The following is a 22902-nucleotide window of genomic DNA, read 5'->3' on the forward strand; positions in this document are numbered from 1 at the left end:
CATGATCGTGGTTGAAAAACTGACCAAACAATTTAACGGTCAGGTGGTGCTCAACGGCATCGACCTAGAGGTCAAGGAGGGCGAAGTGATCGCCATCATCGGCCCCAGCGGTTCGGGCAAGACCACCTTCCTGCGTTGCCTGAACTTCCTCGAAGAGCCCACCAGCGGCCGTATCAAGGTAGGTGACATCGAGATCGACAGCAGCAAGCCGCTCAACCAGCAACAGGGCCTGGTGCGGCGTCTGCGCCAGCATGTGGGCTTTGTGTTCCAGAACTTCAACCTGTTCCCCCACCGTACCGCGCTGGAAAACGTCATCGAAGGCCCCATCGTGGTCAAGAAGATGCCACGGGAAGCGGCGGCCGAACTGGGGCGCACGCTGTTGGCCAGGGTTGGCCTGGCGGGCAAGGAAGCGTCCTACCCAAGGCGGTTGTCCGGCGGCCAGCAACAGCGTGTGGCGATTGCCCGCGCATTGGCCATGGAGCCGGAGGTGATCCTGTTTGACGAACCCACCTCGGCCCTCGACCCGGAACTGGTGGGCGAAGTATTGGCGACCATTCGCAGCCTGGCCGAAGAAAACCGCACCATGGTTATCGTCACCCACGAGATGAGCTTCGCCCGTGATGTGGCCAACCGGGTGATCTTTTTCGACAAGGGCGTAATCGTCGAACAGGGCGAAGCCAAGGCGCTATTTGCCAACCCCAAGGAAGAACGCACCAAGCAGTTCTTGAGCAAATTCCTCGCCCACTGACACCTCCCAGTGTAGGAGCGAGCTTGCTCGCGAAGAACGTTAACGATAACGCGGTGAATCAGATTGACCGAGTTGCCTGGGCGTTCTTCGCGAGCAAGCTCGCTCCTACAACGGGTTGCAGGTTAAGCGTGTAAAAGCCCCCGTCGTAAGCGCCTTAAAATCCCCCTCCCCGTCAGACCCTTCTGAATCTCTCCGAACCCGCCGTTTAGCCCTTTGCCTCCATTGACGCTCCTTGGCCAACCCTCTTATCTAGCGCCTTGAGGATTGGATCCCATCCCGGCTACTGACTGAATCGTGTCTTTCGACCCCCTTGCGCCTGTGCGTTGAGGTTTCGGAACGATTGCTGCTGGCTGCATCAAGGAGATTACTTATGACACACACTCAAACCCCGGCCACGCTCCGTGCCCCAAAGCTGCCCCAGGCTATTGGAAACGGCATCAGCGCCCTGGCTTCCGCCCACTTGCAGGTCGACATTTCACCCTACCCGAGCATGGAAGAAGGCGACCTGATTGAACTGTTCTGGAACAACTGCTTTGCCGCCTCGCGCAAGGTGACGGCATGCAAGATCGGCACGTATACCCACCTGTGCGTCCCGCAAAGCTTTGTGCAGGATGGCCCGGCACGCGTCCATTACCAGGTCTTGCAGATCGGCCATGGCCCGATGCGCTCGGCGGTAACCCTGGTGCGGGTCAAGACCAACTACCCCGGCGGTCAGCCTTCATCGCACCTGAATCCTGAAGGCGGCGATGAAAACCAGAACCTGGCGCCCGTGAACCTGCCCGAGACGATCCGCCGCCATGGCGTCAACAGCAGCCAGGTAAGGCGCGGCATTCCGCTGACCATCGAGCCTTACCTGAACATGAGCACGGGCGACGCCATCACCTTGCGCTGGGGCGATGTACGCCTGGACCTGCCCCGCATCCAAGCCCAGGGCGTCGGCCTGGCGGTGCAGGTGTGGGTGCCGCCCCACGTGATTATCGAAGCCGGCGACGACTGCCGGTTGGAGGTCACCTACTGCATTCTCGACCGCGTGGGTAACAACTCCCGCTGGGCGCCCGCCCGTACGCTGCGCATCGCCGCCTGCACACCTACTCCCTGCCCAGCCTCGCCCGCCCCGGGCTATCAACCGCGTCGCTTCGGCTCACCCTGTGAACCGGGGTGACAGCCCTTCTATGCATATTCCTAAAAGTTAGTTTATTTAAATAATTAACACGCTTAGGGTATATGCACCGGACCACCGGACATTCCTGATTTTTCTGTTTATTTCATTGAATGCGAGGTCGGTATGGTCAGAATTACCCCGGTGCACAACGCCAGGGCATTGCGTGCAGCCAAGGAGCGGCGCTGATGTCTAACTTGGCTCTAACATCCCCCCAGAGTGATCTGGACGTAGCCCCCCTGCTGTTGCCCGCCACGGTGCTGCGCAACGACGCCCAGGCGCTGAGCGCCGCCCACGAGCTGGCCCAGGCTGCGCGCGCGCAGGCCGCCCAGCGCGACCAGCAACGCAAACTGCCCTGGGCGCAGCTCGAACAGTTCACCCGCAGTGGCTTGGGCAGTATTTCCATTCCCCGTGAATACGGCGGGCCCCAGGTGTCGTTTGTGACCCTGGCCGAAGTCTTCGCGATTATCAGCGCGGCCGACCCAGCCCTCGGGCAGATTCCGCAAAACCATTTCGGCATCCTGCATGTGTTGCAGGGCACCGCCACCGAGCGCCAGAAAAAACAGCTGTTCCAGAGCGTGCTCGACGGCTGGCGCATCGGCAACGGCGGCCCGGAACGCGGCACCAAAAATACCCTTGAGCTCAAGGCGCGCCTCACGGCCGAAGGCGACGGTTACGTGGTCAGCGGGCAGAAGTTCTACTCCACTGGAGCCCTGTTTGCCCACTGGGTGGCAATCAAGGCCCTGAACGATGACGGCAAGCAGGTCATGGCTTTTGTACGTCGCGGCAGCGAAGGGCTGCGCATCGTTGATGACTGGTCCGGCTTTGGCCAACGCACCACCGCCAGCGGCACCGTCTTGCTTGACCGCGTGGCCGTGGAGCCGGAACTGGTCATCGACAACTGGCGCCTGGGCGAAACCCCGAATATTCAGGGGGCCGTGTCGCAACTGATCCAGGCCGCCATCGACGCCGGCATCGCCCGGGGCGCCCTCGACGATGCCATTGCCTTCGTGCGTGAACGTTCACGCCCGTGGATCGACGCCAAGGTCGAGCGAGCCAGCGACGACCTGTATGTAATCGCCGAGATCGGCAAGTTGAAGATCGAACTGCACGCCGCCGAAGCCCTGCTGCGCAAGGCAGGCCAGGTGCTGGACCAGGTCAGCGCCGCGCCGATTACCGCGCAGTCCGCCGCCCACGCCTCAATTGCCGTGGCCGAGGCCAAGGTGCTGACCACCGAAGTGGCGCTGCAGGTCACCGAGAAGCTCTTCGAACTGGCCGGCAGCCGCGCCACCCTGGCCGAATTCAACCTTGACCGTCACTGGCGCAACGCCCGGGTGCACACCCTGCACGACCCGGTGCGCTGGAAGTACCACGCCATCGGCGCCTATCGACTCAACGGCACCTTGCCGGCTCGGCATTCCTGGATTTAACCAACCAGAACACTTTTCCACGAGCTTCTGGAGAAACTCATGACCCTTTCACACCCCGTCGCGGTCATCACCAGCGACGAACAAGCGCTTATCGTCGCCAGCGACCTCGCTGAAGACTTGCGCCGCGACAGCGCCCAACGCGACCGCGAACGCCGCCTGCCATTGCCCGAGCTGGACGTGTTTTCCCGCTCTGGCCTGTGGGGCATCAGCGTGCCCAAGGCCTATGGCGGCGCGGGCGTGTCCAACGTCACCCTGGCCAAGGTCATCGCACTGATCGCCCAGGCCGATGGATCGTTGGGCCAGATTCCGCAAAACCATTTTTATGCCCTCGAAGTGCTTCGGGTAAACGGCAGCCCCGAACAGCAGCAACGCCTGTACGCCGAGGTGTTGGCCGGCCAGCGTTTCGGCAACGCCTTGGCGGAGCTGGGCACCAAGACCGCCCATGACCGCATCACCAGCCTCACCCGCGACGGCGACGGTTTTCGCATCAGCGGGCGCAAGTTCTATTCCACGGGCGCAATCTATGCCCAGCGCATCCCCACCTCGGTGGTGGATGCAAACGGCGTGCAGCAACTGGCCTTCGTACCGCGTGACAGCGCGGGCCTCACGGTGATCGACGACTGGAGCGGCTTCGGCCAGCGCACCACCGGCAGCGGCTCGGTGGTGTTCGACAACGTATGGGTCGCGGCGCAAGACGTGGTGCCGTTCCAGAGCGCCTTCGAACGTCCCACCACCGTCGGCCCGCTGGCGCAAATTCTTCACGCGGCCATCGACACCGGCATCGCCCGCGCGGCCTTTGAAGATGCCTTGCACTTTGTGCGCACCAAAACCCGCCCGTGGATCGACGCCGGCAATGACAAGGCCACCGAAGACCCGCTGACACTCAAGAGCTTCGGCCACCTGAGCAGCCGCCTGCACGCCGCCGAAGCCTTGCTGGAACGCTCGGGTGAATTCCTCGACCGCGCCCAGGCCGACAGCAATGCCCAGACCGTCGCCGCAGCCTCCATCGCCGTTGCCGAAGTACGCGCCCTGAGCACCGAAATCTCCCTGGCGGCCGGCAGCACCCTGTTCGAACTGGCTGGCAGCCAGGCGACCCTGGCCGAACACGGCCTGGACCGCCACTGGCGCAACGCCCGGGTGCACACTCTGCACGACCCGGTCCGCTGGAAATACCATGCGGTCGGCAACTACTACCTCAACGATGAAAACCCGCCGCTGCGGGGGACCATCTGATGAGCAAAAAAAAGATCCTGCTCAATGCCTTCAACATGAACTGCATCGGGCACATCAACCACGGTTTGTGGACCCACCCACGGGACACGTCCACCCACTACAACACCCTCGAATACTGGACTGAACTGGCGCAGATCCTGGAGCGCGGGCTGTTCGACGGTTTGTTCATCGCCGATATCGTCGGCGTGTATGACGTGTACCAGGACTCCATTGACGTGCCGCTCAAGGAGTCGATCCAGTTACCGGTCAACGACCCGCTGCTGCTGGTGTCGGCCATGGCCGCTGTCACCAAGCACTTGGGCTTCGGCCTTACCGCCAACCTCACCTACGAGCCGCCATACCTGTTCGCCCGGCGCATGTCGACGCTGGATCACCTGACCCGTGGCCGGGTGGGTTGGAACATTGTCACCGGCTACCTCGACAGCGCCGCCAAGGCCATGGGCCTCACCGAACAGGTCGAGCATGACCGGCGCTACGACCAGGCCGATGAATACCTGCAGGTGTTGTACAAGCTCTGGGAAGGCAGCTGGGAAGACGACGCGGTGCGCAACGATCGCCAAGCGCGGGTGTATGCGCAACCGGGCAAGGTGCACAAGGTTGCGCACCACGGCGAGTTTTATCAGGTGGAGGGTTACCACCTGTGCGAGCCCTCGCCGCAGCGTACGCCAGTGCTGTTCCAGGCCGGCAGTTCCGAGCGTGGCTTGCTGTTCGCCGGGCAGCATGCCGAGTGCGTGTTTATCAGCGGGCAGAACAAACCCGCGACCAAGCGCCAGGTGGACAAGGTGCGCGCCAGCGCGGTGGAGGCTGGGCGCAACCCGGATGACATCAAGGTGTTCATGGGCCTCAACGTGATCGTGGGCGCCACCGAAGAGCTGGCGTGGGCCAAGCACGCCGAGTACCTGAGCTACGCCAGCGCGGAAGCCGGCGTGGCGCATTTCTCGGCCTCGACCGGGATTGATTTTGCCCAATACGGGCTGGACGAACCCATCCAGTACGTCAAGAGCAACGCGATCCAGTCCGCCACCCAGAACCTGCAGAACAACGACTGGACCCGGCGCAAATTACTCGACCAACACGCCTTGGGCGGGCGCTATATCACCTTGGTGGGCTCGCCTGAACAGGTGGCCGATGAGCTGGAATCCTGGATCAGCGAAACCGGGCTGGACGGTTTCAACCTGACGCGCATTGTGACGCCGGAGAGCTATGTGGATTTCATTGAGCTGGTGATACCTGAGTTACAACGACGGGGCTCGTACAAGACGGAATATGCGCCGGGAACGCTGCGGGAAAAAGTCTTCCACGACCAGGCCCGCTTACCCAAACAACACACCGGCTCTACCTACCGCCATTGAACAAAACTGTGGGAACTGGCTTGCCTGCGATAGCGGTGGGCGAGCTAAAACCAATGTGGCTGAAACACCGCCATCGCAGGCAAGCCAGCTCCCACCATTGACCGCATTGTTTGCACCTATACCTTATGACTGGAAAACCACGATGAAAAAGACATTCTTAAACCACCCAGTCAAAGCACTGGCCCTGGCCTTCGGCTTATTCAGCTCGGCGGTATTCGCCGCCGATGCGCCATTGAAAATCGGCACCACCGCCGCCTTCGCCATTCCGCTGGAAGCCGCCGTAGAAGAAGCCAGCAAGCAGGGCCTGAAGGTCGAGCTGGTGGAGTTCACTGACTGGATCGCGCCCAACGTCAGCCTCGCCGCCGGCGATATCGACGTGAACTACTTCCAGCACATCCCCTTCCTGGAAAACGCCAAGGCCGCCGCCGGGTTTGACCTGGTGCCGTACGCGCCGGGCATCATCAACAACGTCGGGCTGTATTCGAAGAAGTACAAAAGCGTTAACGAGTTGCCCGAAGGCGCCAGCGTGGCGATTGCCAACGACCCGATCAACAGCGGTCGCGGCCTGCAATTGCTGGCCAAGGCGGGGCTGATCACCCTCAAGCCGGGCGTGGGCTACAAGGCCACCGAAGAAGACATCATCGCCAACCCGAAAAACATCAAGATCCTGCAAGTGGAAGCCGTGCAACTGGTGCGCGCCTATGACGACGCCGATCTGGTGCAGGGCTACCCCGCGTATATCCGCCTGTCCAAGACCTTCGATGCCGAGTCGGCGCTGTTGTTCGACGGCCTCGACCACCCGGAATACGTGATTCAGTTCGTCATCCAGCCCAAGAGCAAAACCGACCCACGGGTGATCAAGTTCGTCGATATCTACCAGCACTCGCCGGTGGTGCGTGCGGCCTTGGACAAGTCCCTGGGCAAGCTCTATCAGGTCGGCTGGGAAGCTAAACCATGAGTGCCGCCAACGCCCGCTTGCGTGACCTGGAGCACGCGCCCAGCCACGCCGAACAGACTGAACTGCACCCGGACTTGAACCGCGCCCATGTGCGGTTCATCAAGCTGGGCAAAACCTATGACGGCACAGTGCATGCGCTGCAAGGCATTGACCTGGCGATCCAGCGTGGCGAAGTGTTCGGCATCATCGGCCGCAGCGGGGCCGGCAAGTCGTCGCTGATCCGCACCATCAACCGTCTGGAGCACCCCAGCAGCGGACGGGTGCTGATCGACCAGGTAGACATCGGCGGCTTCGATGAAGACCACCTGGTGGCGCTGCGCCGACGCATCGGCATGATCTTCCAGCACTTCAACCTGATGTCGGCCAAGACCGTGTGGCAGAACGTCGAGTTGCCGCTCAAGGTCGCCGGTGTGTCCCAGGCACAACGCGCACGAAAGGTGCATGAACTGCTGGAACTGGTAGGCCTGCAAGACAAACACAAGGCATACCCGGCGCAGCTGTCCGGCGGGCAAAAACAACGCGTCGGCATCGCCCGCGCGCTGGTGCACGACCCCGAGATTCTGCTGTGCGACGAAGCCACCTCGGCCCTCGACCCGGAAACCACCCAGTCGATCCTCGGCCTGCTGCGCGAGATCAACCAGCGCCTGGGCCTGACCATCGTGCTGATCACCCATGAGATGGCGGTGATCCGCGACATCTGCGACCGCGTAGTGGTACTGGAACACGGGCGTATCGTCGAGCAAGGCCCGGTGTGGCAGGTGTTTGGCGATCCGCAACATGAGGTCAGCAAGACCCTACTCGCACCGCTGCAACACGGCTTGCCGCCAGAGTTGCAACGCCGCCTGCAACCCACGCCCGCCTCGGCCGATGCCGCGCTGGTGCTGCGCTTGCAGTTCACCGGCAGCGACAGCCTGGAGCCAGACCTCGCAGCGCTGTTCAGCGCCCTCGGTGGCCGCGTGCGCTTGCTGCAAGGCGGCGTGGAACGCATCCAGGGGCATGCCTTGGGGCAACTGCTGCTGGCGGTGAATGGATCGCCGCACAACGGCGAAGAACTGCGCAAACGCGCGGCCAATTGGGCACAACAGGTGGAGGTGCTGGGCTATGTGGTTTGATCGTTTAGTGCAGGGCGCCATCGACACCTTGTTGATGGTGGGGGTGTCGTCGCTGATCGCGCTGCTGGTAGGCATTCCGCTGGCGGTGTTCCTGGTCACCAGTGACAAGGGCGGCATCTACCAGGCACCGGCCCTTAACCGCGTGCTGGGAGCGTTCGTGAACTTGTTCCGCTCCATTCCGTTCCTGATCCTGATGGTGGCGCTCATCCCGTTCACGCGCCTGATCGTCGGCACCACCTATGGCGTCTGGGCAGCAGTGGTACCGCTGACCATCGCCGCCACGCCCTTCTTTGCGCGCATCGCCGAAGTGAGCCTGCGCGAGGTCGACCATGGCCTGATCGAAGCCGCGCAGGCCATGGGTTGCCGCCGCTGGCACATCATCTGGCATGTGCTGTTGCCAGAGGCGCTGCCCGGCATCGTCGGCGGCTTCACCATCACCCTGGTAACCATGATCAACTCATCGGCCATGGCCGGGGCGATTGGTGCCGGTGGCCTGGGCGATATTGCCTACCGCTACGGCTACCAGCGCTTCGATACGCAGATCATGCTCACGGTGATTGTGCTGCTGGTGGTGCTGGTGGCGGTGATCCAACTAAGCGGGGACCGGTTGGCGCGGGTATTGAACAAGCGCTGACGTCACGGGCACTCATCCAGTTGGGCAACGCTGGCGCGGGGCACAAAGGTGATGGTTTTGTCCTTGGCCTGCCAGGGCCGCACGATGTAGCTGCCATCCGAGTCGGCCATCACCCGCAGTTTTACACTGCGTTTGGGGTTGTCGGCGTCTACCAGCACGCCGGGAACCTTGGCCTCTGCCGCCCATGTCATCAACGTACACACGCGCCCTCCCGAGGCGGAGCCCTGCAGCGGCAGGCCGCCCAACTTGGCCCCGCTCGCCGGGATCAGCCCGAGTAAAACGATGAGCGCAAAAGCCGCCAGCGAGGCGAACGCTACCGGGTTTTTATGATCGCGCATGTGCACTACCAGGCAGGCGGAACACCCCTGGATCAGAATCAGCACGGCCAGTTCGGCGACCATGACCGGCGTAAAGAACACGGCGCTGTCGGAGTACTCGCTGAAGGCGCGAGAGACCGGCACCGTCACCATCAGAATGACCACCATTTGAACGACCCCGGCGCCCGCACTGGCCAGCCAGAACTCGCTAGACAGCTCACGCAGAGCAACATGGGCGGGCCGGGCACGAATGATGATGCCGACATACGCCAGTACCACCACCATGATCGCCACGACCCAACCGATGGCCAGCAATGGCCCATTCTCGGCGTTCGCGGACAGGTAAACGGCGGACATCCAGAAAACCCCCATCACCCCCACACTGGCCGACCAATGCCCCAATAAACGCCGGTGCTGAGCCTTCTCTTGCGGCGATTGCGCGCTGAGATTGAGTTGATTACTCAGGCGCACACCCGTGTCGTTCAGGCGTGTAAATAAAATGAACGTGGGCACCAGGATCGACGCGCCCATCATGCCGATCACAAATACCAACATGGCGAACATCGCCGGCAATGCGGTGAACGCCGACGCCGACAAGATACTCAGCGGCACCTTTTCCACCTGGATGTACTGGTACAGGTACAGGCCTGCCACCGAGAGAATTCCCACCGTCAGTGGCCAGGCACGCTCATTGAGCCAGAGCAAGCCATTGCTCAATCTCGTGGCGTATTGGTCGACCTTGTTCGGTGCGGTGTCGTTGCCAACCGGTGAACGTTTTTCCTCTTCCATGGATGTATAACCCTATGCAAATGAGGGCCGAATCTTACCCACAATTTCTCATGGCGGTCTGTCGGATGCGCACACTGCGAACGCCATGAAGCACCCTACAACGGATACACGGTTTTCAACTCAAGAGTGGGCCGGGGTATAGTCCCGCTACCTCAGCCGCAGCCGTGCGCCATGCCATGAAACTTGCTCCCGACGACCTCAACCAGATCACCGCCACCACCCTCGGCCATTACAACAAGGTGGCCGAAGACTTCCGCGAAGGCACCCGCGATCACGATGTGAGCCAGAACATCGACGCGCTGCTGCGGCATATCCAGGGCACGCCGCCGTTTACCGTGCTGGATTTCGGCTGCGGGCCAGGGCGGGATTTGCAGACGTTTACGCGCATGGGGCATATCGCCGTGGGCCTGGACGGCTCCGAGCGTTTTGCGCAGATGGCCCGCGAAGACAGCGGCTGTGAGGTGTTGCAGCAGGATTTTCTCAAGCTGGACCTGCCCGCTGCGCGCTTTGACGGGGTGTTTGCCAATGCGGTGCTGTTTCATATTCCCAAGCAGGAGCTGCCGCGTGTGCTCAAAGAGCTGCACGGCGCGTTGAAACCTGGAGGCGTGCTGTTCAGCTCCAACCCTCGGGGCGAGAACCAGGAGGGCTGGAATGGGCCGCGGTATGGGTCTTATCACGACCTGCAGGCGTGGCAGGCCTTGCTGACTGCGGCCGGGTTTGAAGAGCTGGAGCATTACTACCGGCCGGCCGGGTTGCCGCGCGAACAGCAGCCTTGGTTGGCGAGTGTGTGGCGTAAAGTTTAGTGTTGCATCGTCTGTACCGGCCTCATCGCAGGCAAGCCAGCTCCCACCTTTGGAATGCATTTCACTGTGGGAGCCGGGCTTGCCCGCGATGGCGCCGTAACGGGCAGCGTTATTTCACCTGATACACCACCGGCTCCTCCCCCTCCACCACCACCGTCACACTGCGCCCGGCATACCCCTGTTTTTCCTCGGCCGAGAAATTCGCCACCAACCGCGTCCCGTCAGCAAAGGTTGTTTGCTGCACCTGCTTGTCTTCGCTCAGCCAACGAAAATCAGTCATCGCCTGGGTCGCCAAGCGCTGGTGCAACGGCCGGAAAAAACGGTCCTGACGCTGAATAATCGGCAGCCGCGCCTTGAGCGTTGCCGCACTGAGGTGGTAAAGCGGCGGCACGTTGTAGAGCAGTTGGGTCAGCTCATTGTCACCCCGCACATTGCTCAGCTTGAGGCTGTCGAACAGCCAATGGTGGGTGGTGATCACCGAGCCGTGGAACACCGCCTGATACAACGGCAGGCGCATCGTCGGCTCGAAATACACCGTGCGAAACGGCTCCTTCAACGGCACTGATTTGAAGAACACCGCCGGTTGCTCCGTTGGGTACCAGTTGCCGACGAAGTACGGCGACTGTTGGTCCTTGGTCATCTCACGATCACCCCAGCCGATCACCGGGGTTTGCATGCCGTGGGCAAACAGGATGCCCTGGGCGGTGATGGCGTTGCCGTCTTCGGAGCCTGTGACCAGCTTAGGCACGGTGTTAATCCAGCGAGAGGCGTCGATATTGCCTTCGGCGTTTTGTGCCTGGGTCATGCTGGCGTCACTGCGGTAACTGTCGAACAGCATGCTGGTGGCGTAGGCATCGAGAAACCAGGCATTGAAGCCAGCCTTGGCCTGCACCGCCTTCACCCGCGCCTCCAGCAGCGGCCGCACACACCGCGGGTCGGTGTAGTGGCCGGACTTCTGGAAACCGGTTTTCAGCTTGCCGTCTTTCAACACGATCGCGCAGTCACGATAGGCCTTGGCGCCCAGGTGGGCAGTAGTCCAATCGGGGTTTTCCGTGGCGGACAGGGCCGTTTCATAGGAGTCGTAAGGCGCCATCAGAAAACCGGCTTCCACCCCCGCGCGAATCGCTTCGGGATGCCAGAGGCCACCCTCCCAACCTTCGCCCAAGGTCAGCAACAGACGCTGCAGCCCGGCGTCGCGCAGGGTTTGAATGGTGCTACGGCCCCAGGTTTGCGGGCCGTCACTCAAGGCCCCCGCAAAGTCCACGGCCAGTTCACTGCGCAGCTCACCATAACGGGCGGCAAGGCGGGTCATGTCTGGCTCTTGCACTTGCCAGGCCTGTCGGGCCTTGGTGTTGATCGCCGCGTTGAGGCCGCGCAGCAGCACGGTTTGCTCATAGCGATTCAATGCAGTGGGCTTCGCCAGCAGCTGTGCGCTCTCTTTGTCCATCAGCATTTTGAGTTCATGGCTGCGCAGCCGTTTGATCAGTTTGGGCCAATCACGCACATCGCCCAAAGCCAGCAGGCCGTTGTCCCAGAGGTACACATGGCTGGCGCCCAGCAGCTTCTGGGCTTCAGGTGTTTGCCGCAGTTTGTCCGCCAACGGCTCATAGCGACCCTGCTCCACCAACCACTGGCGGTAGCGTTTGGCGCCAGCCAACGGGTCGGCATCGCCCAGGTACAGGCGCAGTGTCATTGGTGCGTCGGGCGCAAGCGAGGTGAATTCATGGGACGCCCAGAGGGCCAGGCCATTGCCGTCGGCGTGCCATTGCAGGCGGTTGTTGTAGGGGTTGGTCAACAGCCAGTTCAAGGTGAAGCCAGCGTGATCCACGCCCCACAGCGGCAGGCTCAGGTCCTGGGTGGTATTGAACTCGCCCCGCTCCAGCAGAAACGTCTTCCAGATGGCATTGCCGGCAGGCACGTAATGCCCCTCGGCCAAGGGCCAGATCAACCCTTGCCCCATGGCCTCGGCAGGCTGGCGTAGCAGCGCTAGCTCACCGGGCTCGCGGGCGTTGATGGTCAGGGCCAGGTCGCGCTGTTGCAGGCGGGCGGTCAGGCGATAGGCGCCGTTGTCCCATTGCCAAGTGGCCTGGTCGGGGGTGTTCTGCAATTGGCTGACGGCATGCGCCGCCACACCGCTGGAGGCCTGCACCGAGGCTTGGCCTGCGGGTGTCACGCGCAGCGCCAGGGTGGCGGGGTCGAGTTCGACGCGCCATAAGGCGTTTTCCAGTACGGTGGCGGCGAAGGTGGGCGGTGCAAGAAGCAACGCGCAAAACAGCAAGGTGAAACGCAGGCACTGCATGAGGATCGACCTGGGTTTGGAATGAGGACCAGAGGGTACAACATGCAGTGGTCAGCCAGGGCGACGTTGGGGTTTTTCAGAAGCTTCACACAGCCTCAGTCAGTTAAGGCTTTTTGTAGGAGCGAGCTTGCTCGCGAAAAACTCACAGGCGCCGCGTTTACTCAGGAAGCACGCGTTATCGTTGACGTTTTTCGCGAGCAAGCTCGCTCCTACAGAATTAATCGCGTTGTGGCTGATGCTCCTGTTTCGGCTCGCGGATTTTGTACCAGGCCACATACAGCGCCGGCAGAAACAGCAACGTCAGCAACGTCGCAATGATGATCCCGCCAATCATCGCGTAAGCCATTGGCCCCCAGAACACTTCCCGCGCAATCGGGATCATGCCCAGGCTCGCGGCGGCGGCGGTCAGCAGGATCGGCCGGCGCCGGTGTTCAGTCGCCTCCACCACCGCATCCCACGGCGTATAGCCGGCCTCTTCGTACTCGTGGATCTGTGTGACCAGAATCACCGAGTTGCGGATGATGATACCGATCAGCGCCAGGATCCCCAGGATCGCCACAAAGCCCATGGGCGTGCCCGTGGGGATCAACGCCAGTACCACGCCGATCAGCCCCAGTGGCGCGACGCTCGCCACCAGGAACATCTTCTGCACGCTGTGCAACTGGATCATCAGGAAGGTGGCCATCAGGAACAGCATCAACGGCACCACCTTGGCGATAGGCCCCTGAGCCTTGCCACTTTCTTCCACGGTACCGCCGGTGGCGACTTTATAGCCCACCGGCAAGCCTTCGCTGAATTTCTCGATGGTCGGCGCCAACTGCTTGACCAGGTCGGTCGGCTGCATCTCATCGCGCACGGCGGCCTTGATGGTGATAGTCGGCTTGCGGTCACGGCGCCACACCAGCGGCTGCTCCAGCTCGTAACGCACGGTGGCGAACGCCAGCAATGGAATCGAGGTGCCGTTGGGCGTGACGATCTGCAGGTTCTGCAAGGTTTCCGGCGTACCGCGCTCGGCATCTTCGGCGCGGCCGACCACGTTGATCAGGTAGATATCGTCGTGCACCTGGGTCACTGCGGCGCCGCTGACCACGCTGTTCATCAACTGTGCCACGTCTTCCGACGACAGCCCCAGTTGCCGCGCCTTGTCCTGGGCGATGTCCACCCGCAGCACTTTGCCCGGCTCGTTCCAGTCGTAGATGATCTCGCCCAAGTGGGTGTTCTGGTCGAGCAAGGTCGCCAGTTCGATGGCGTGCTTGCGCACCTGGTCGATGTCTTTGCCAGACACGCGGTACTGGATCGGCCGCCCTACCGGCGGGCCCATTTCCAGCGGCTGCACGTAGCTGCCGATACCGACAAAATCATCGCGCAGGCGCTGTTGCAGGCGGGCGATCAGGGCGCCACGCTCTTCCAGGCCTTTGCTCACAATCACCAGTTGCGCGTAGTAAGGGTTTTCCAGCTGCTGGTCCAGCGGCAGGTAGAAACGAATCGCGCCCTGGCCGATATAGGTGCTCCAACGGGCGATGTCCGGGTCGTCCTTGATGATCGCTTCGAGGCGGTCGACGGCCTTGCGCGTCTCGTTGATCGAGGCGTTCTGCGGCAGGTTCAGGTCGACGAGGATTTCCGGGCGGTCCGACGACGGGAAGAATTGGTTCTGCACAAACTGCATGGAAAACACCGAGGCCACGAACAGCGCCACGGTGATGCCAATCGCCCACCAGCGGTTGCGCATGGCCCACAGCATGCCGCCATTGAAGGCGCGGCCGATGCGCCCCGGCTCGGCATTGTGCGGCTTCACATTGGCACTGAGGATATGCACACCGATCACTGGCGCAAACAGCACCGCCACCACCCACGACACCAGCATCGCCACGGCAATCACCGCGAACAAGGTAAAGGTGTACTCGCCCGCCGAACTGGCGTTGAGGCCAATCGGCACGAAGCCGGCCACGGTCACCAGGGTGCCGGTGAGCATCGGGAATGCCGTGGAGGTATAGGCGTAGGTCGCCGCCTGTTCCTTGGTTTCGCCTTTTTCCAGGCGCGTGATCATCATCTCCACGGTGATCATCGCGTCATCCACCAACAGGCCGAGGGCGATGATCAACGCGCCCAGCGACACACGCTGCATGGTGATGCCGCTGTATTCCATGAACACAAATACCAGCGCCAGCACCAACGGGATCGAGCACGCCACCACCAACCCGGCGCGCATGCCGAGGCTGATAAAGCTCACCACCAGTACGATGATCACCGCCTCGAACAATGCGCTGGTGAAGCCGCCGACGGCCTCCTCCACCACTTCGGCCTGGTCGGACACCTTGTGCACGCCAACGCCCACCGGCAGGTCGGCGGTCAGCTCGTCCATGCGCCCGTGCAGGGCCTTGCCGAACGACTGGATATTGCCGCCCTTCTGCATGGCGATGGCCAAGCCAATCGCCGGCTTGCCGTTGAAGCGGAACATCGGCCGCGCCGGGTCCACATAGCCACGGCTGATGTCGGCGATGTCCGCCAGCCGATAAAAACGGTCATTGAGGCGCAGGTTGACGTTGGCCAGGTCTTTCTCCGAGGCGAACTGCCCGGAGGTGCGCACGGAGATGCGTTCCGGCCCGGCTTCGATCACCCCGGCAGGGGTCACGGCGTTTTGCGATTGCAGGCTCTGCACGACCTGGCGCTGATCAATGCCCAGGGCCGCGAGTTTGCGCGTGGAGAAGTTCAGGTAGATCACTTCGTCCTGCTGGCCGATCATCTCGACCTTGCCCAGCCCCGGCACCGAACGGATCTCGGCGCGCACCTGCTCCACGTAGTCACGTAGCTGGCGCATCGACAGGCCGTCGCCGGTAAAGGCGTACACCGAGCCGAACACGTCACCGAATTCATCGTTGAACGACGGCCCCTGCAAGCCCTGGGGGAAGGTGCCGCGAATGTCATCAATCTTCTTGCGAACCTGGTACCAGATCTCCGGGATGGCCTTGGCACTGGTGGTGTCCTTGAGGAACACGAACACCGTGGACTCGCCCGGCCGGGTGTAGCTTTTCACGTAGTCGAGGGAGTCGAGCTCCTCGAGTTTTTTCTCGATGCGGTCGGTGACCTGCTTGAGGGTTTCTTCCTGGGTCGCGCCCGGCCAGCGGGTCTGGATGACCATGGTCTTGATGGTGAACGACGGGTCTTCTTCACGCCCCAGGTTCATGTACGAGAACACGCCCATCAGCAGCGCGACGAACATCAGGTACCAGACGAAGGACTGATGCTTGAGGGCCCAGTCGGATAAGTTGAAGCTCCCTTTCATCGCGGGCTGTCCTCGTCGATTTTGACTTTTTGCCCGGGTTTCAGGCTGTTCACGCCGGCGGTGACAATGCGCTCGCCGGGTTTGACGCTGCCATTGAGCAAGGCGCTGTGGGCATCACGGCTGATGACCGTGACCTCGCGGGGTTGCACGGTCTGGCTCTGGGTGTCGAGCAGCCAGATGTGGGTCTTGCCGTCGACTTCCTGCAAGGCGCTCAGGGGCAGCTCGATGCGCGGGGCGATGGCGGTGCTCAAGGTCACGCTGATGGCGGTGCCCAGGCGGAACGCGGCTGGGGTTTCGGCCAGGCTCAGGCGTGCGCGACGGGTGCGCGTGGCGCTTTGGGCCTGGGGCTCAATCTCGCGCACCACGGCGGTGGTATGCACGCTGGGGTCCAGTTGGCCGGCGACCAGGAACACCACATCGGCGGGCAAGCGTTCAGCCAGGCCTGCGGGCAGGTCGATCACCGCTTCCTTGATGTCCGGACGGGCCAGGGTCACCACTTGCTGGCCGGCGCTGACTACTTGGCCGGCCTCGGCATTCCAGGCGGTGACGATGCCGGCATGGTCGGTACGCAGTTCGGCGTAGTTGAGTTGGTCCTTGGCCTGGTTGACCGAAGCACGAGCCTGGTCGAGGGTCGCCTGGGTGGTTTTCAAGTCGGTCTGGGCCACATCCAATTGAGCCTGTGCGCCGACGCCACGGTTGAACAGCTCCTGTTGCCGCCGAGCGTTGGCCTGGGCGTTGATGAACTGCGCCTGTACCCGCGCCAGGTCGCCCTGGGCAGCGCGTAATTGGTTCTGCTGGTCGGTGGGGTCAAGCACCGCGAGCAACGCGCCCTTCTCCACTTCGGCGCCAACATCCACCGCACGGCGAGCGATACGGCCGGGCACACGGAAACCCAGGTTGCTTTCATAGCGGGCCTGGATGGTGCCGGCGAAACGACCGAGGTTTTCCTGGTCTTCGGCCCTCACTTCCATGGACAGCACCGGGCGTATCGGTTCGGGCGGCGCCTCTTCCTTGGAGCAGGCCATCAGCGACAGGCTGGCGGCGACAATGAGCGTCAGTTGCTTCATGGCTGCGCTCCGGGTTGGGCGATCTCGACGACCATGCCGGGGTGCAGCAATTGCCCACCGGCTATCACGACTTGTTCACCGCCCTTGAGGCCCTCGCCGATGATCACTTTGCCGGTGAGGTAGCGCGCCACGGTGACCTTGCGCAACTGCGCCTTGCCCTCGCCGTCCACCAGCCACACGGCGGGTTCGCTGAGATCTTTGGTCAGCGCCGACCAGGGCAGCTCGATGCTCGCCTTGGCCGGGCCATTGGCGGTGGCACTCACCACCGAGCCCAGTTCCATGCCCTTGGGCAGGCTTTGCAGGGCGATCTTCACTTGGACGGTGCCGGTATTGGCGGCCACCGCGGGCGTGACTTCACGGACTTTGCCCACGGCCTTGATGCTCGGGTTGTCCAACAGGCTCACCGTAATCGGCGTGTCGGGCGGCGGTTCCACCAGCAGGGACTCATACACGTTGAACACGGCGTCACGTTCGCCATCGCGGGCCAGGCTGAAGATCGGCACGGTGGCCTGTACCACTTGGCCGACTTCGGCCTGGCGCGCGGTGATGATGCCCGGGGCATCGGCGATCAACGCGGTGTAGCCCAATTGTTCGCGGGCATTGGCCAACTGCGCCTGGGCAGCGGCCAGGGCACTTTGACTGCTGCGCAGCGCGGCCTGAGCGGCGTCATATTCGCTGCGGCTGGTATAGCCTTTGGGCAAGAGTTTTTCCTGGCGCACAAAGGCGGCGGCAGTCTGCTTGACCCGCGCCTGCTCGGCCACGACCTGGGCCTGGGCCGAGTCGACGTTGGTCTGCAAATCCTTGGGGTCTAGCTTGGCCAGTACTTGCCTGGCCGTGACGCGGTCGCCCACGTCGACCATGCGCTGGATGATCTTGCCGCCCACGCGAAAGGACAGATCGGTTTGCACTCGCGCCTGGATATCGCCGGTCAGCGTCACCGCCGCGGCAAAGTCCGCCGACTGCACGGTTTGCACGAACACCCGCGAATGCTGCTTGGGCTCGGCTTTGTCCTGGCCACAGCCGCTGAGCAGCGCCAGGAGGCCAAGGCTGAAAATAAATGTCGAGGTGCGACCGCCCATGCAGGCTCCTTTTGCGTGATGCCGACGTGCAAGTGTGTATGCGACTGTGAGCTTAGATCAGGGTTCCTTATCTGCATGGAGGATCCCATACTCCAATGGTTCCCATGCTGACTAAATACATATGCTTAAAACCCTCGCGGTGGCCAATTACCGCTCGATCAACAAATTGGTGGTGCCCCTGGACCGGCTGAACCTGGTGACCGGACCCAATGGCAGCGGCAAGTCCAACCTGTATCGCGCCCTGCGCCTGCTGGCCGAAACCGCCCAGGGCGGGGTGATCAATGCGCTGGCCCGCGAAGGCGGGCTGGACTCGACCTTCTGGGCCGGGCCGGAACACATCAGCCGGCGCATGCGCAATGGCGAAGTACCGGTGGAGGCCGTGGTGGCCCAAGGCGTCAAACGCTTGCGCCTGGGCTTTGCCGGGGAGGACTTCAGCTACGCCATCTCCCTGGGCATGCCCATCCCGGTTCCCGGCAGCGAGTTCAAACTGGACCCGGAAATTAAAAAGGAATGTATCTGGGCCGGCCCCCTCTACCGCCCGGCCAGCCTGCTGGTGCAACGTTCGGGTCCCATGGTGCGGGCACGTGACGGCCGCGCCTGGGACGTACTGGCCCAGCACACGCCCAACTATCACAGCCTGTTCGATCAGGTGGGCAGCCTGCGCGGTTCGCCGGAAGTGTTGCTGCTGCGCGAAAGCATTCGTGGCTGGCGCTTTTATGATCACTTTCGCAGCGACGTGGATGCGCCGGTACGCCAGCCGCAATTAGGCACGCGCACGCCGGTGCTGCATCACGACGGTCGGGATTTGGCGGCCGCGTTACAGACGATTCGCGAAGTGGGCGATGTAGAGGCGTTGCAGCACGCGGTCAGTGATGCCTTCCCCGGCGCACGGTTGCATATCGAACCCTTGCAGGGCGGCCGCTTTGCCATTGAGTTCTATCAGGAAGGTTTGCTGCGCCCGTTGTCGGCGGCGGAGTTGTCGGACGGCACCCTGCGCTACCTGCTGCTGATCGCCGCTTTGCTGACGCCACGGCCACCGACCATGATGGTGCTGAACGAGCCGGAGACCAGCCTGCACCCCGACCTGTTGCCGGCACTGGCGCGCTTGATTATCCAGGCGTCGAAACAGTGCCAGGTGTGGGTGGTGAGCCATGCCAGCCGGTTGATTGCGGCGTTGCAGCAGGATGAGGAATGCAATTCGATTGTGTTGGAGAAGGTGATGGGGGAAACGCGGATTGTGGGGCAGGGCATTTTGGATGCGCCGGCGTGGCATTGGCCGGAGTAGGAGCGAGCTTGCTCGCGAAAAACGTCAACGATAACGCGGCGCTATCTGGTAGCCCGCGTTGCCTGTGCGTTCTTCGCGAGCAAGCTCGCTCCTACAAGGACGGGGTGAACAATCAGCCCTGCCACTTACCGCCTTCAACAATCACACTCTCAGGCTTGGTGTCATCGCTCAGTTCTTTTCGCACATATTGGTCATAAAGCTTGAGCAGAAACTTTTCCTCGCCCAACTTCGCCAACTCCGCATTCACCCAGTCACGCAGCTCGGTATTGCCCTTCTTCACCGCCGGGGCAATTGGCGCTTCATCACCCAGCTTCTCTTCCAGTACGCGGTAGCCTGGGTTCTGCTTGGCCCAGCTGAACAACACCAGATTATCCTGCGCATACGCATCACCACGGCCAGCCGACAGCGCCTGCAGCGACTCGGAGTTCTTCTCGAACTTGAGCAGCTTCCAGTCCGGGTGGTTCTTGGTCAGCCAGATATCGGCGGTGGTGCCGGTGGTGACGATGGTCGTGCGGGTGGCCAAGTCATCCAGGCTTTTAACGGCGCTGTCATTCGGCACCAGGGCCTGCACCGCGACTTTCAGATTGGGGTTGGTGAAGTCCACCGCGTCCTTGCGTTCAGGCGTCACGGTCATGTTGGCGAGGATCAGGTCGACCTTGTCGCTTTGCAGGAAGGGAATGCGGCTGGCCGGTTCCACGGCGACAAATTCCACCTTGTTTTCGTCGCCCAGAAGGTCTTTGGCGAATTGCCGGCCGATGTCGGTATCGAAGCCGACGTAGCGACCGGCTTCGTCCACAAAGCCGAAGGGTGGCTTGTCGGTAAACACGCCAACGATCAGCTTGTCCCGCGCTTTGATTGTGTCGATGTAGCTCACAGCCGCAGGTTTTACCGGCTCTTCGGCCTTTTTATCGCAGCCGGCCAGCAAGGCGACGGCAAACAGTGGCAGCAGTAACTTTTTCATATCAGCTCCAGTTCCTTGATCTTTTTGGGCAGTGTTGAAACAAAGGAGAACTTCTCCAGGAACTGCTGCGCGCGTGCGGTCTGCGGGTTCGTAAAGAATGCCTCGGGGGTGTTGTGTTCGAGGATGCGACCGGCCTCCATGAACACCACGCGGTCGGCGACGGCGCGGGCGAAGGCCATTTCGTGGGTGACGATCAGCAGGGTCATGCCATCGCGGGCCAGGCCCTGGATCACTTCCAGCACTTCCTTGACCATCTCCGGGTCGAGGGCCGCGGTGACTTCGTCAAACAGCATGACCTGGGGGTTCATACACAGCGAGCGCACGATAGCGATGCGTTGTTGCTGGCCACCGGAAAGCTGGCGCGGGAAGGCGTCGCGCTTGTCGGCCAGGCCAACGCGCTCTAGAAGTTTTTGCGCCTGCTCACGGGCCTCGCGGGGGTCGCGCTTTTGCACTTTCAGCGGGCCGAGCAGGACGTTGTCCAGCACGCTCATGTGCGGAAACAGATGGTAGCTCTGGAACACCATGCCGATGTCCTGGCGTACCTGGCGCCAGTCGGTGGTTTTATCCAACAGCTCAAGGCCTGCAAACCGCAGGCTGCCGCTGTGTGCCACTTCCAAACCGTTCAAACAACGCAGCAAGGTACTTTTGCCACAACCGCTGGGGCCGAGGATCACCACCACTTCGCCGCGTTGCACGCTCAGGTCGATGCCCTTGAGCACCTGCGTCTCGCCGAAGAATTTGTTGAAACCCTGGAACTCGATCAATGCGCTCATGCTTGGGCCCAGCGCCGTTCCAGCACCTTGGAGGCGGCTGACAGCGGGTAGCAGATAAAGAAGAAAAACAGGAACAGCGCGCCGTAGATCAATACCGACTCATAGGTACGCTCGATGATTTGCTGGCCGACCTTGATCACATCCACCACGCCGATCAGCACCGCCAGGGAGCTGGTCTTGATGATGCGCGTGTACACGTTGATGGTCGGCGGCGTCATGCGCTTGAGGGCCTGGGGCAGCAGCACATAGCCGTACAACTGTGGGCCGGACAGGCCAATCGACAAGCCCGCTTCGCGCTGGCCACGGGGCAGCGAATGCAACGCGCCACGCACCACTTCGCCCACCTCGCTGGCGCCCCACAACGACAGCACCAGCACCGCGCACCAGAAACTCGGAATGCTCAGGCCGAAGAAGATCGGCAGGCCAAAAAACAACAGGTACAACCACACCAGCACCGGAATGGCGCGGAACAGTTCCAGGTAGACCCGCAGCACGCCGTTGACCGCCTTCTTATTCAAGGTGCGCAGCACGCCGTAGAGCACGCCGCCCACCGTACTGAAGGCGATGCTCAAAAATGAAATCGACAAGGTTTGCGCAGCGCCCTTGCCCAGTTGCGGCAACGACACCCAGAGCAACTCAAGACCCGAACTGGCCATGCTGGAGCCTCCTTTCCAGGCGGCTGAGCAACAGCGACAACGGCAGGAACAACAGCACGCAAATCAGCGTCAGCACGGCGAGCATTTCGTAGGTCTTGTAGTAGAGGGCGATGTAGCTCTTGGTGGTGTAGAGAATCTCCGGCACCGCCACCGCGGACACCACGGTGGTTTCCTTGAGCAGGAAAATGAAATTGGCGAACAGCGCCGGCAGGCTGAGGATGCCGGCCTGGGGCAGGATCACATGGCGCAGCAGTTGCCAGTCGGACAGGCCGATGGACTTGCCAGACTCAATCTGCGCCAGCGGCACTGCTTCCACACCGGCGCGCAACACTTCAGTGAGGTAGGCGCCGCCGAGAAAGGTCATGGTGATGATCGCCGCCCAGAACCCGGAAATATTGAAGCCCAGGGCCGGCAGCGCGAAGTAGACGAAGAACAGTTGGATCAACAGCGGCGTATTACGCGCCAACTCCACATAGAGCGCCACCAGGCGCGACAGGTACGGCGTGCGAAACACCAGCAGCGCCGCGTTGATCAGCGCCACCAGCAAGGACGTGGCAATGGCGATCAGGCCGACTTGCAGCGTCACACCCACGGCCTTGAGAAACGCCGGTAGGGTGCTGAGGATAAAAGCGAAATCGAAGGTCATGTGCAGTCCATATCGCCGCATGGGTAATGCCGCGAGCGCAGTCCGTGCCGACGTGGATAACGTCAGCTAGCGCGAACTTTAAAGGTATAAAAATCAAAGTTTAAATACCAAAATAGCATATTGATATCACCCAAAAACCTAACCTCTGTGGGAGCTGGCTTGCCTGCGATAGCCATAGGTATCTACACAAATCTGTAGCGCTCAACAGTAACCACGATGCGAAGCGAGCCGCTCTTGATCTTGCTTTTGATCTCAGGCGCCCCGTTAAACCACGCTGGCCGGAATTCGACAGGGATTTGGGGGGTAAACCGGCAGGGA

General features: G+C 61.8%; 19 protein-coding genes. 10 read left to right on the forward strand and 9 right to left on the reverse strand.

Annotated features, from left to right (window positions below):
- Window position 1 precedes the first annotated feature (1 nt).
- The 8 genes from tcyN to DK871_RS05440 all read left to right on the forward strand — a co-directional run bounded on the left by tcyN (window position 2) and on the right by DK871_RS05440 (window position 8626).
- A complete protein-coding gene (tcyN, locus tag DK871_RS05405) occupies window positions 2–748 on the forward strand; it encodes an L-cystine ABC transporter ATP-binding protein TcyN (protein WP_161904247.1) in 747 nt (248 codons plus the stop codon).
- A 370-nt stretch (window positions 749–1118) separates the two neighbouring features.
- Window positions 1119–1910 carry a hypothetical protein gene (locus DK871_RS05410; RefSeq protein ID WP_161904248.1) on the forward strand — a complete coding sequence of 264 codons (792 nt, stop codon included), beginning with the start codon at window positions 1119–1121 and terminating at the stop codon, window positions 1908–1910.
- Window positions 1911–2095: 185 nt separating this feature from the next.
- Window positions 2096–3337: an SfnB family sulfur acquisition oxidoreductase gene (locus DK871_RS05415; protein ID WP_161904249.1), complete on the forward strand. Its 1242-nt coding sequence runs from the start codon at window positions 2096–2098 to the stop codon at window positions 3335–3337.
- 39 nt (window positions 3338–3376) lie between these two features.
- Window positions 3377–4570, forward strand: a complete 1194-nt coding sequence (locus DK871_RS05420; protein ID WP_161904250.1) for an SfnB family sulfur acquisition oxidoreductase — start codon at window positions 3377–3379, stop codon at window positions 4568–4570.
- Complete coding sequence (locus tag DK871_RS05425) at window positions 4570–5922, forward strand: LLM class flavin-dependent oxidoreductase (RefSeq protein ID WP_161904251.1); 1353 nt, start codon at window positions 4570–4572, stop codon at window positions 5920–5922. Before DK871_RS05420 ends, DK871_RS05425 begins: the two co-directional genes overlap by 1 nt.
- A 142-nt stretch (window positions 5923–6064) precedes the next feature.
- Entirely contained in the window at window positions 6065–6880 is an 816-nt protein-coding gene (locus tag DK871_RS05430) for a MetQ/NlpA family ABC transporter substrate-binding protein (protein WP_161904252.1), read from the forward strand.
- Complete coding sequence (locus DK871_RS05435) at window positions 6877–7992, forward strand: methionine ABC transporter ATP-binding protein (protein ID WP_161904253.1); 1116 nt, start codon at window positions 6877–6879, stop codon at window positions 7990–7992. Before DK871_RS05430 ends, DK871_RS05435 begins: the two co-directional genes overlap by 4 nt.
- Window positions 7982–8626, forward strand: coding sequence for a methionine ABC transporter permease (locus tag DK871_RS05440; RefSeq protein WP_003187635.1), 645 nt, complete (start codon window positions 7982–7984; stop codon window positions 8624–8626). Before DK871_RS05435 ends, DK871_RS05440 begins: the two co-directional genes overlap by 11 nt.
- Before the next feature lie 2 nt (window positions 8627–8628).
- On the opposite strand, the gene DK871_RS05445 is transcribed toward DK871_RS05440, so the two are convergent.
- On the reverse strand, window positions 8629–9732 hold the full coding sequence (locus tag DK871_RS05445) for a hypothetical protein (RefSeq protein WP_161904254.1): 1104 nt from the start codon (window positions 9730–9732) through the stop codon (window positions 8629–8631).
- Between the two features lie 176 nt (window positions 9733–9908).
- On the opposite strand from DK871_RS05445, the gene DK871_RS05450 reads away from it, so the two are divergent.
- Window positions 9909–10535 (forward strand): bifunctional 2-polyprenyl-6-hydroxyphenol methylase/3-demethylubiquinol 3-O-methyltransferase UbiG, encoded by a 627-nt coding sequence (locus DK871_RS05450; RefSeq protein ID WP_161904255.1) that lies wholly within the window; start codon window positions 9909–9911, stop codon window positions 10533–10535.
- Between the two features lie 109 nt (window positions 10536–10644).
- Here the strand turns inward: DK871_RS05450 and DK871_RS05455 are convergent, their stop codons facing one another.
- The 4 genes from DK871_RS05455 to DK871_RS05470 all read right to left on the reverse strand — a co-directional run bounded on the left by DK871_RS05455 (window position 10645) and on the right by DK871_RS05470 (window position 18263).
- Window positions 10645–12834 (reverse strand): glycoside hydrolase, encoded by a 2190-nt coding sequence (locus tag DK871_RS05455; protein WP_161904256.1) that lies wholly within the window; start codon window positions 12832–12834, stop codon window positions 10645–10647.
- A gap of 217 nt (window positions 12835–13051) precedes the next feature.
- Window positions 13052–16117: an efflux RND transporter permease subunit gene (locus DK871_RS05460; protein WP_161904257.1), complete on the reverse strand. Its 3066-nt coding sequence runs from the start codon at window positions 16115–16117 to the stop codon at window positions 13052–13054.
- Window positions 16114–17184: an efflux RND transporter periplasmic adaptor subunit gene (locus tag DK871_RS05465; RefSeq protein WP_161904258.1), complete on the reverse strand. Its 1071-nt coding sequence runs from the start codon at window positions 17182–17184 to the stop codon at window positions 16114–16116. Before DK871_RS05465 ends, DK871_RS05460 begins: the two co-directional genes overlap by 4 nt.
- Window positions 17181–18263, reverse strand: a complete 1083-nt coding sequence (locus DK871_RS05470) for an efflux RND transporter periplasmic adaptor subunit (RefSeq protein ID WP_161904259.1) — start codon at window positions 18261–18263, stop codon at window positions 17181–17183. Before DK871_RS05470 ends, DK871_RS05465 begins: the two co-directional genes overlap by 4 nt.
- A 121-nt stretch (window positions 18264–18384) precedes the next feature.
- Between DK871_RS05470 and DK871_RS05475 the strand changes: the two genes are divergently transcribed.
- A complete protein-coding gene (locus tag DK871_RS05475; RefSeq protein WP_161904260.1) occupies window positions 18385–19548 on the forward strand; it encodes an AAA family ATPase in 1164 nt (387 codons plus the stop codon).
- A 112-nt stretch (window positions 19549–19660) separates the two neighbouring features.
- Here the strand turns inward: DK871_RS05475 and DK871_RS05480 are convergent, their stop codons facing one another.
- The 4 genes from DK871_RS05480 to DK871_RS05495 are packed head-to-tail and all read right to left on the reverse strand — an operon-like array spanning window position 19661 to window position 22584.
- Window positions 19661–20509 (reverse strand): transporter substrate-binding domain-containing protein, encoded by an 849-nt coding sequence (locus DK871_RS05480; protein WP_161904261.1) that lies wholly within the window; start codon window positions 20507–20509, stop codon window positions 19661–19663.
- Entirely contained in the window at window positions 20506–21282 is a 777-nt protein-coding gene (locus DK871_RS05485) for an amino acid ABC transporter ATP-binding protein (protein ID WP_161904262.1), read from the reverse strand. Before DK871_RS05485 ends, DK871_RS05480 begins: the two co-directional genes overlap by 4 nt.
- Window positions 21279–21938 (reverse strand): amino acid ABC transporter permease, encoded by a 660-nt coding sequence (locus DK871_RS05490; protein ID WP_161904263.1) that lies wholly within the window; start codon window positions 21936–21938, stop codon window positions 21279–21281. Before DK871_RS05490 ends, DK871_RS05485 begins: the two co-directional genes overlap by 4 nt.
- Window positions 21919–22584, reverse strand: coding sequence for an amino acid ABC transporter permease (locus tag DK871_RS05495; protein ID WP_003187615.1), 666 nt, complete (start codon window positions 22582–22584; stop codon window positions 21919–21921). The genes DK871_RS05490 and DK871_RS05495 overlap by 20 nt, the downstream gene beginning before the upstream one ends.
- Window positions 22585–22902 lie beyond the last annotated feature (318 nt).

The organism is Pseudomonas sp. L13, assembly GCF_009935965.1.
Taxonomy (GTDB): domain Bacteria; phylum Pseudomonadota; class Gammaproteobacteria; order Pseudomonadales; family Pseudomonadaceae; genus Aquipseudomonas; species Aquipseudomonas lactis.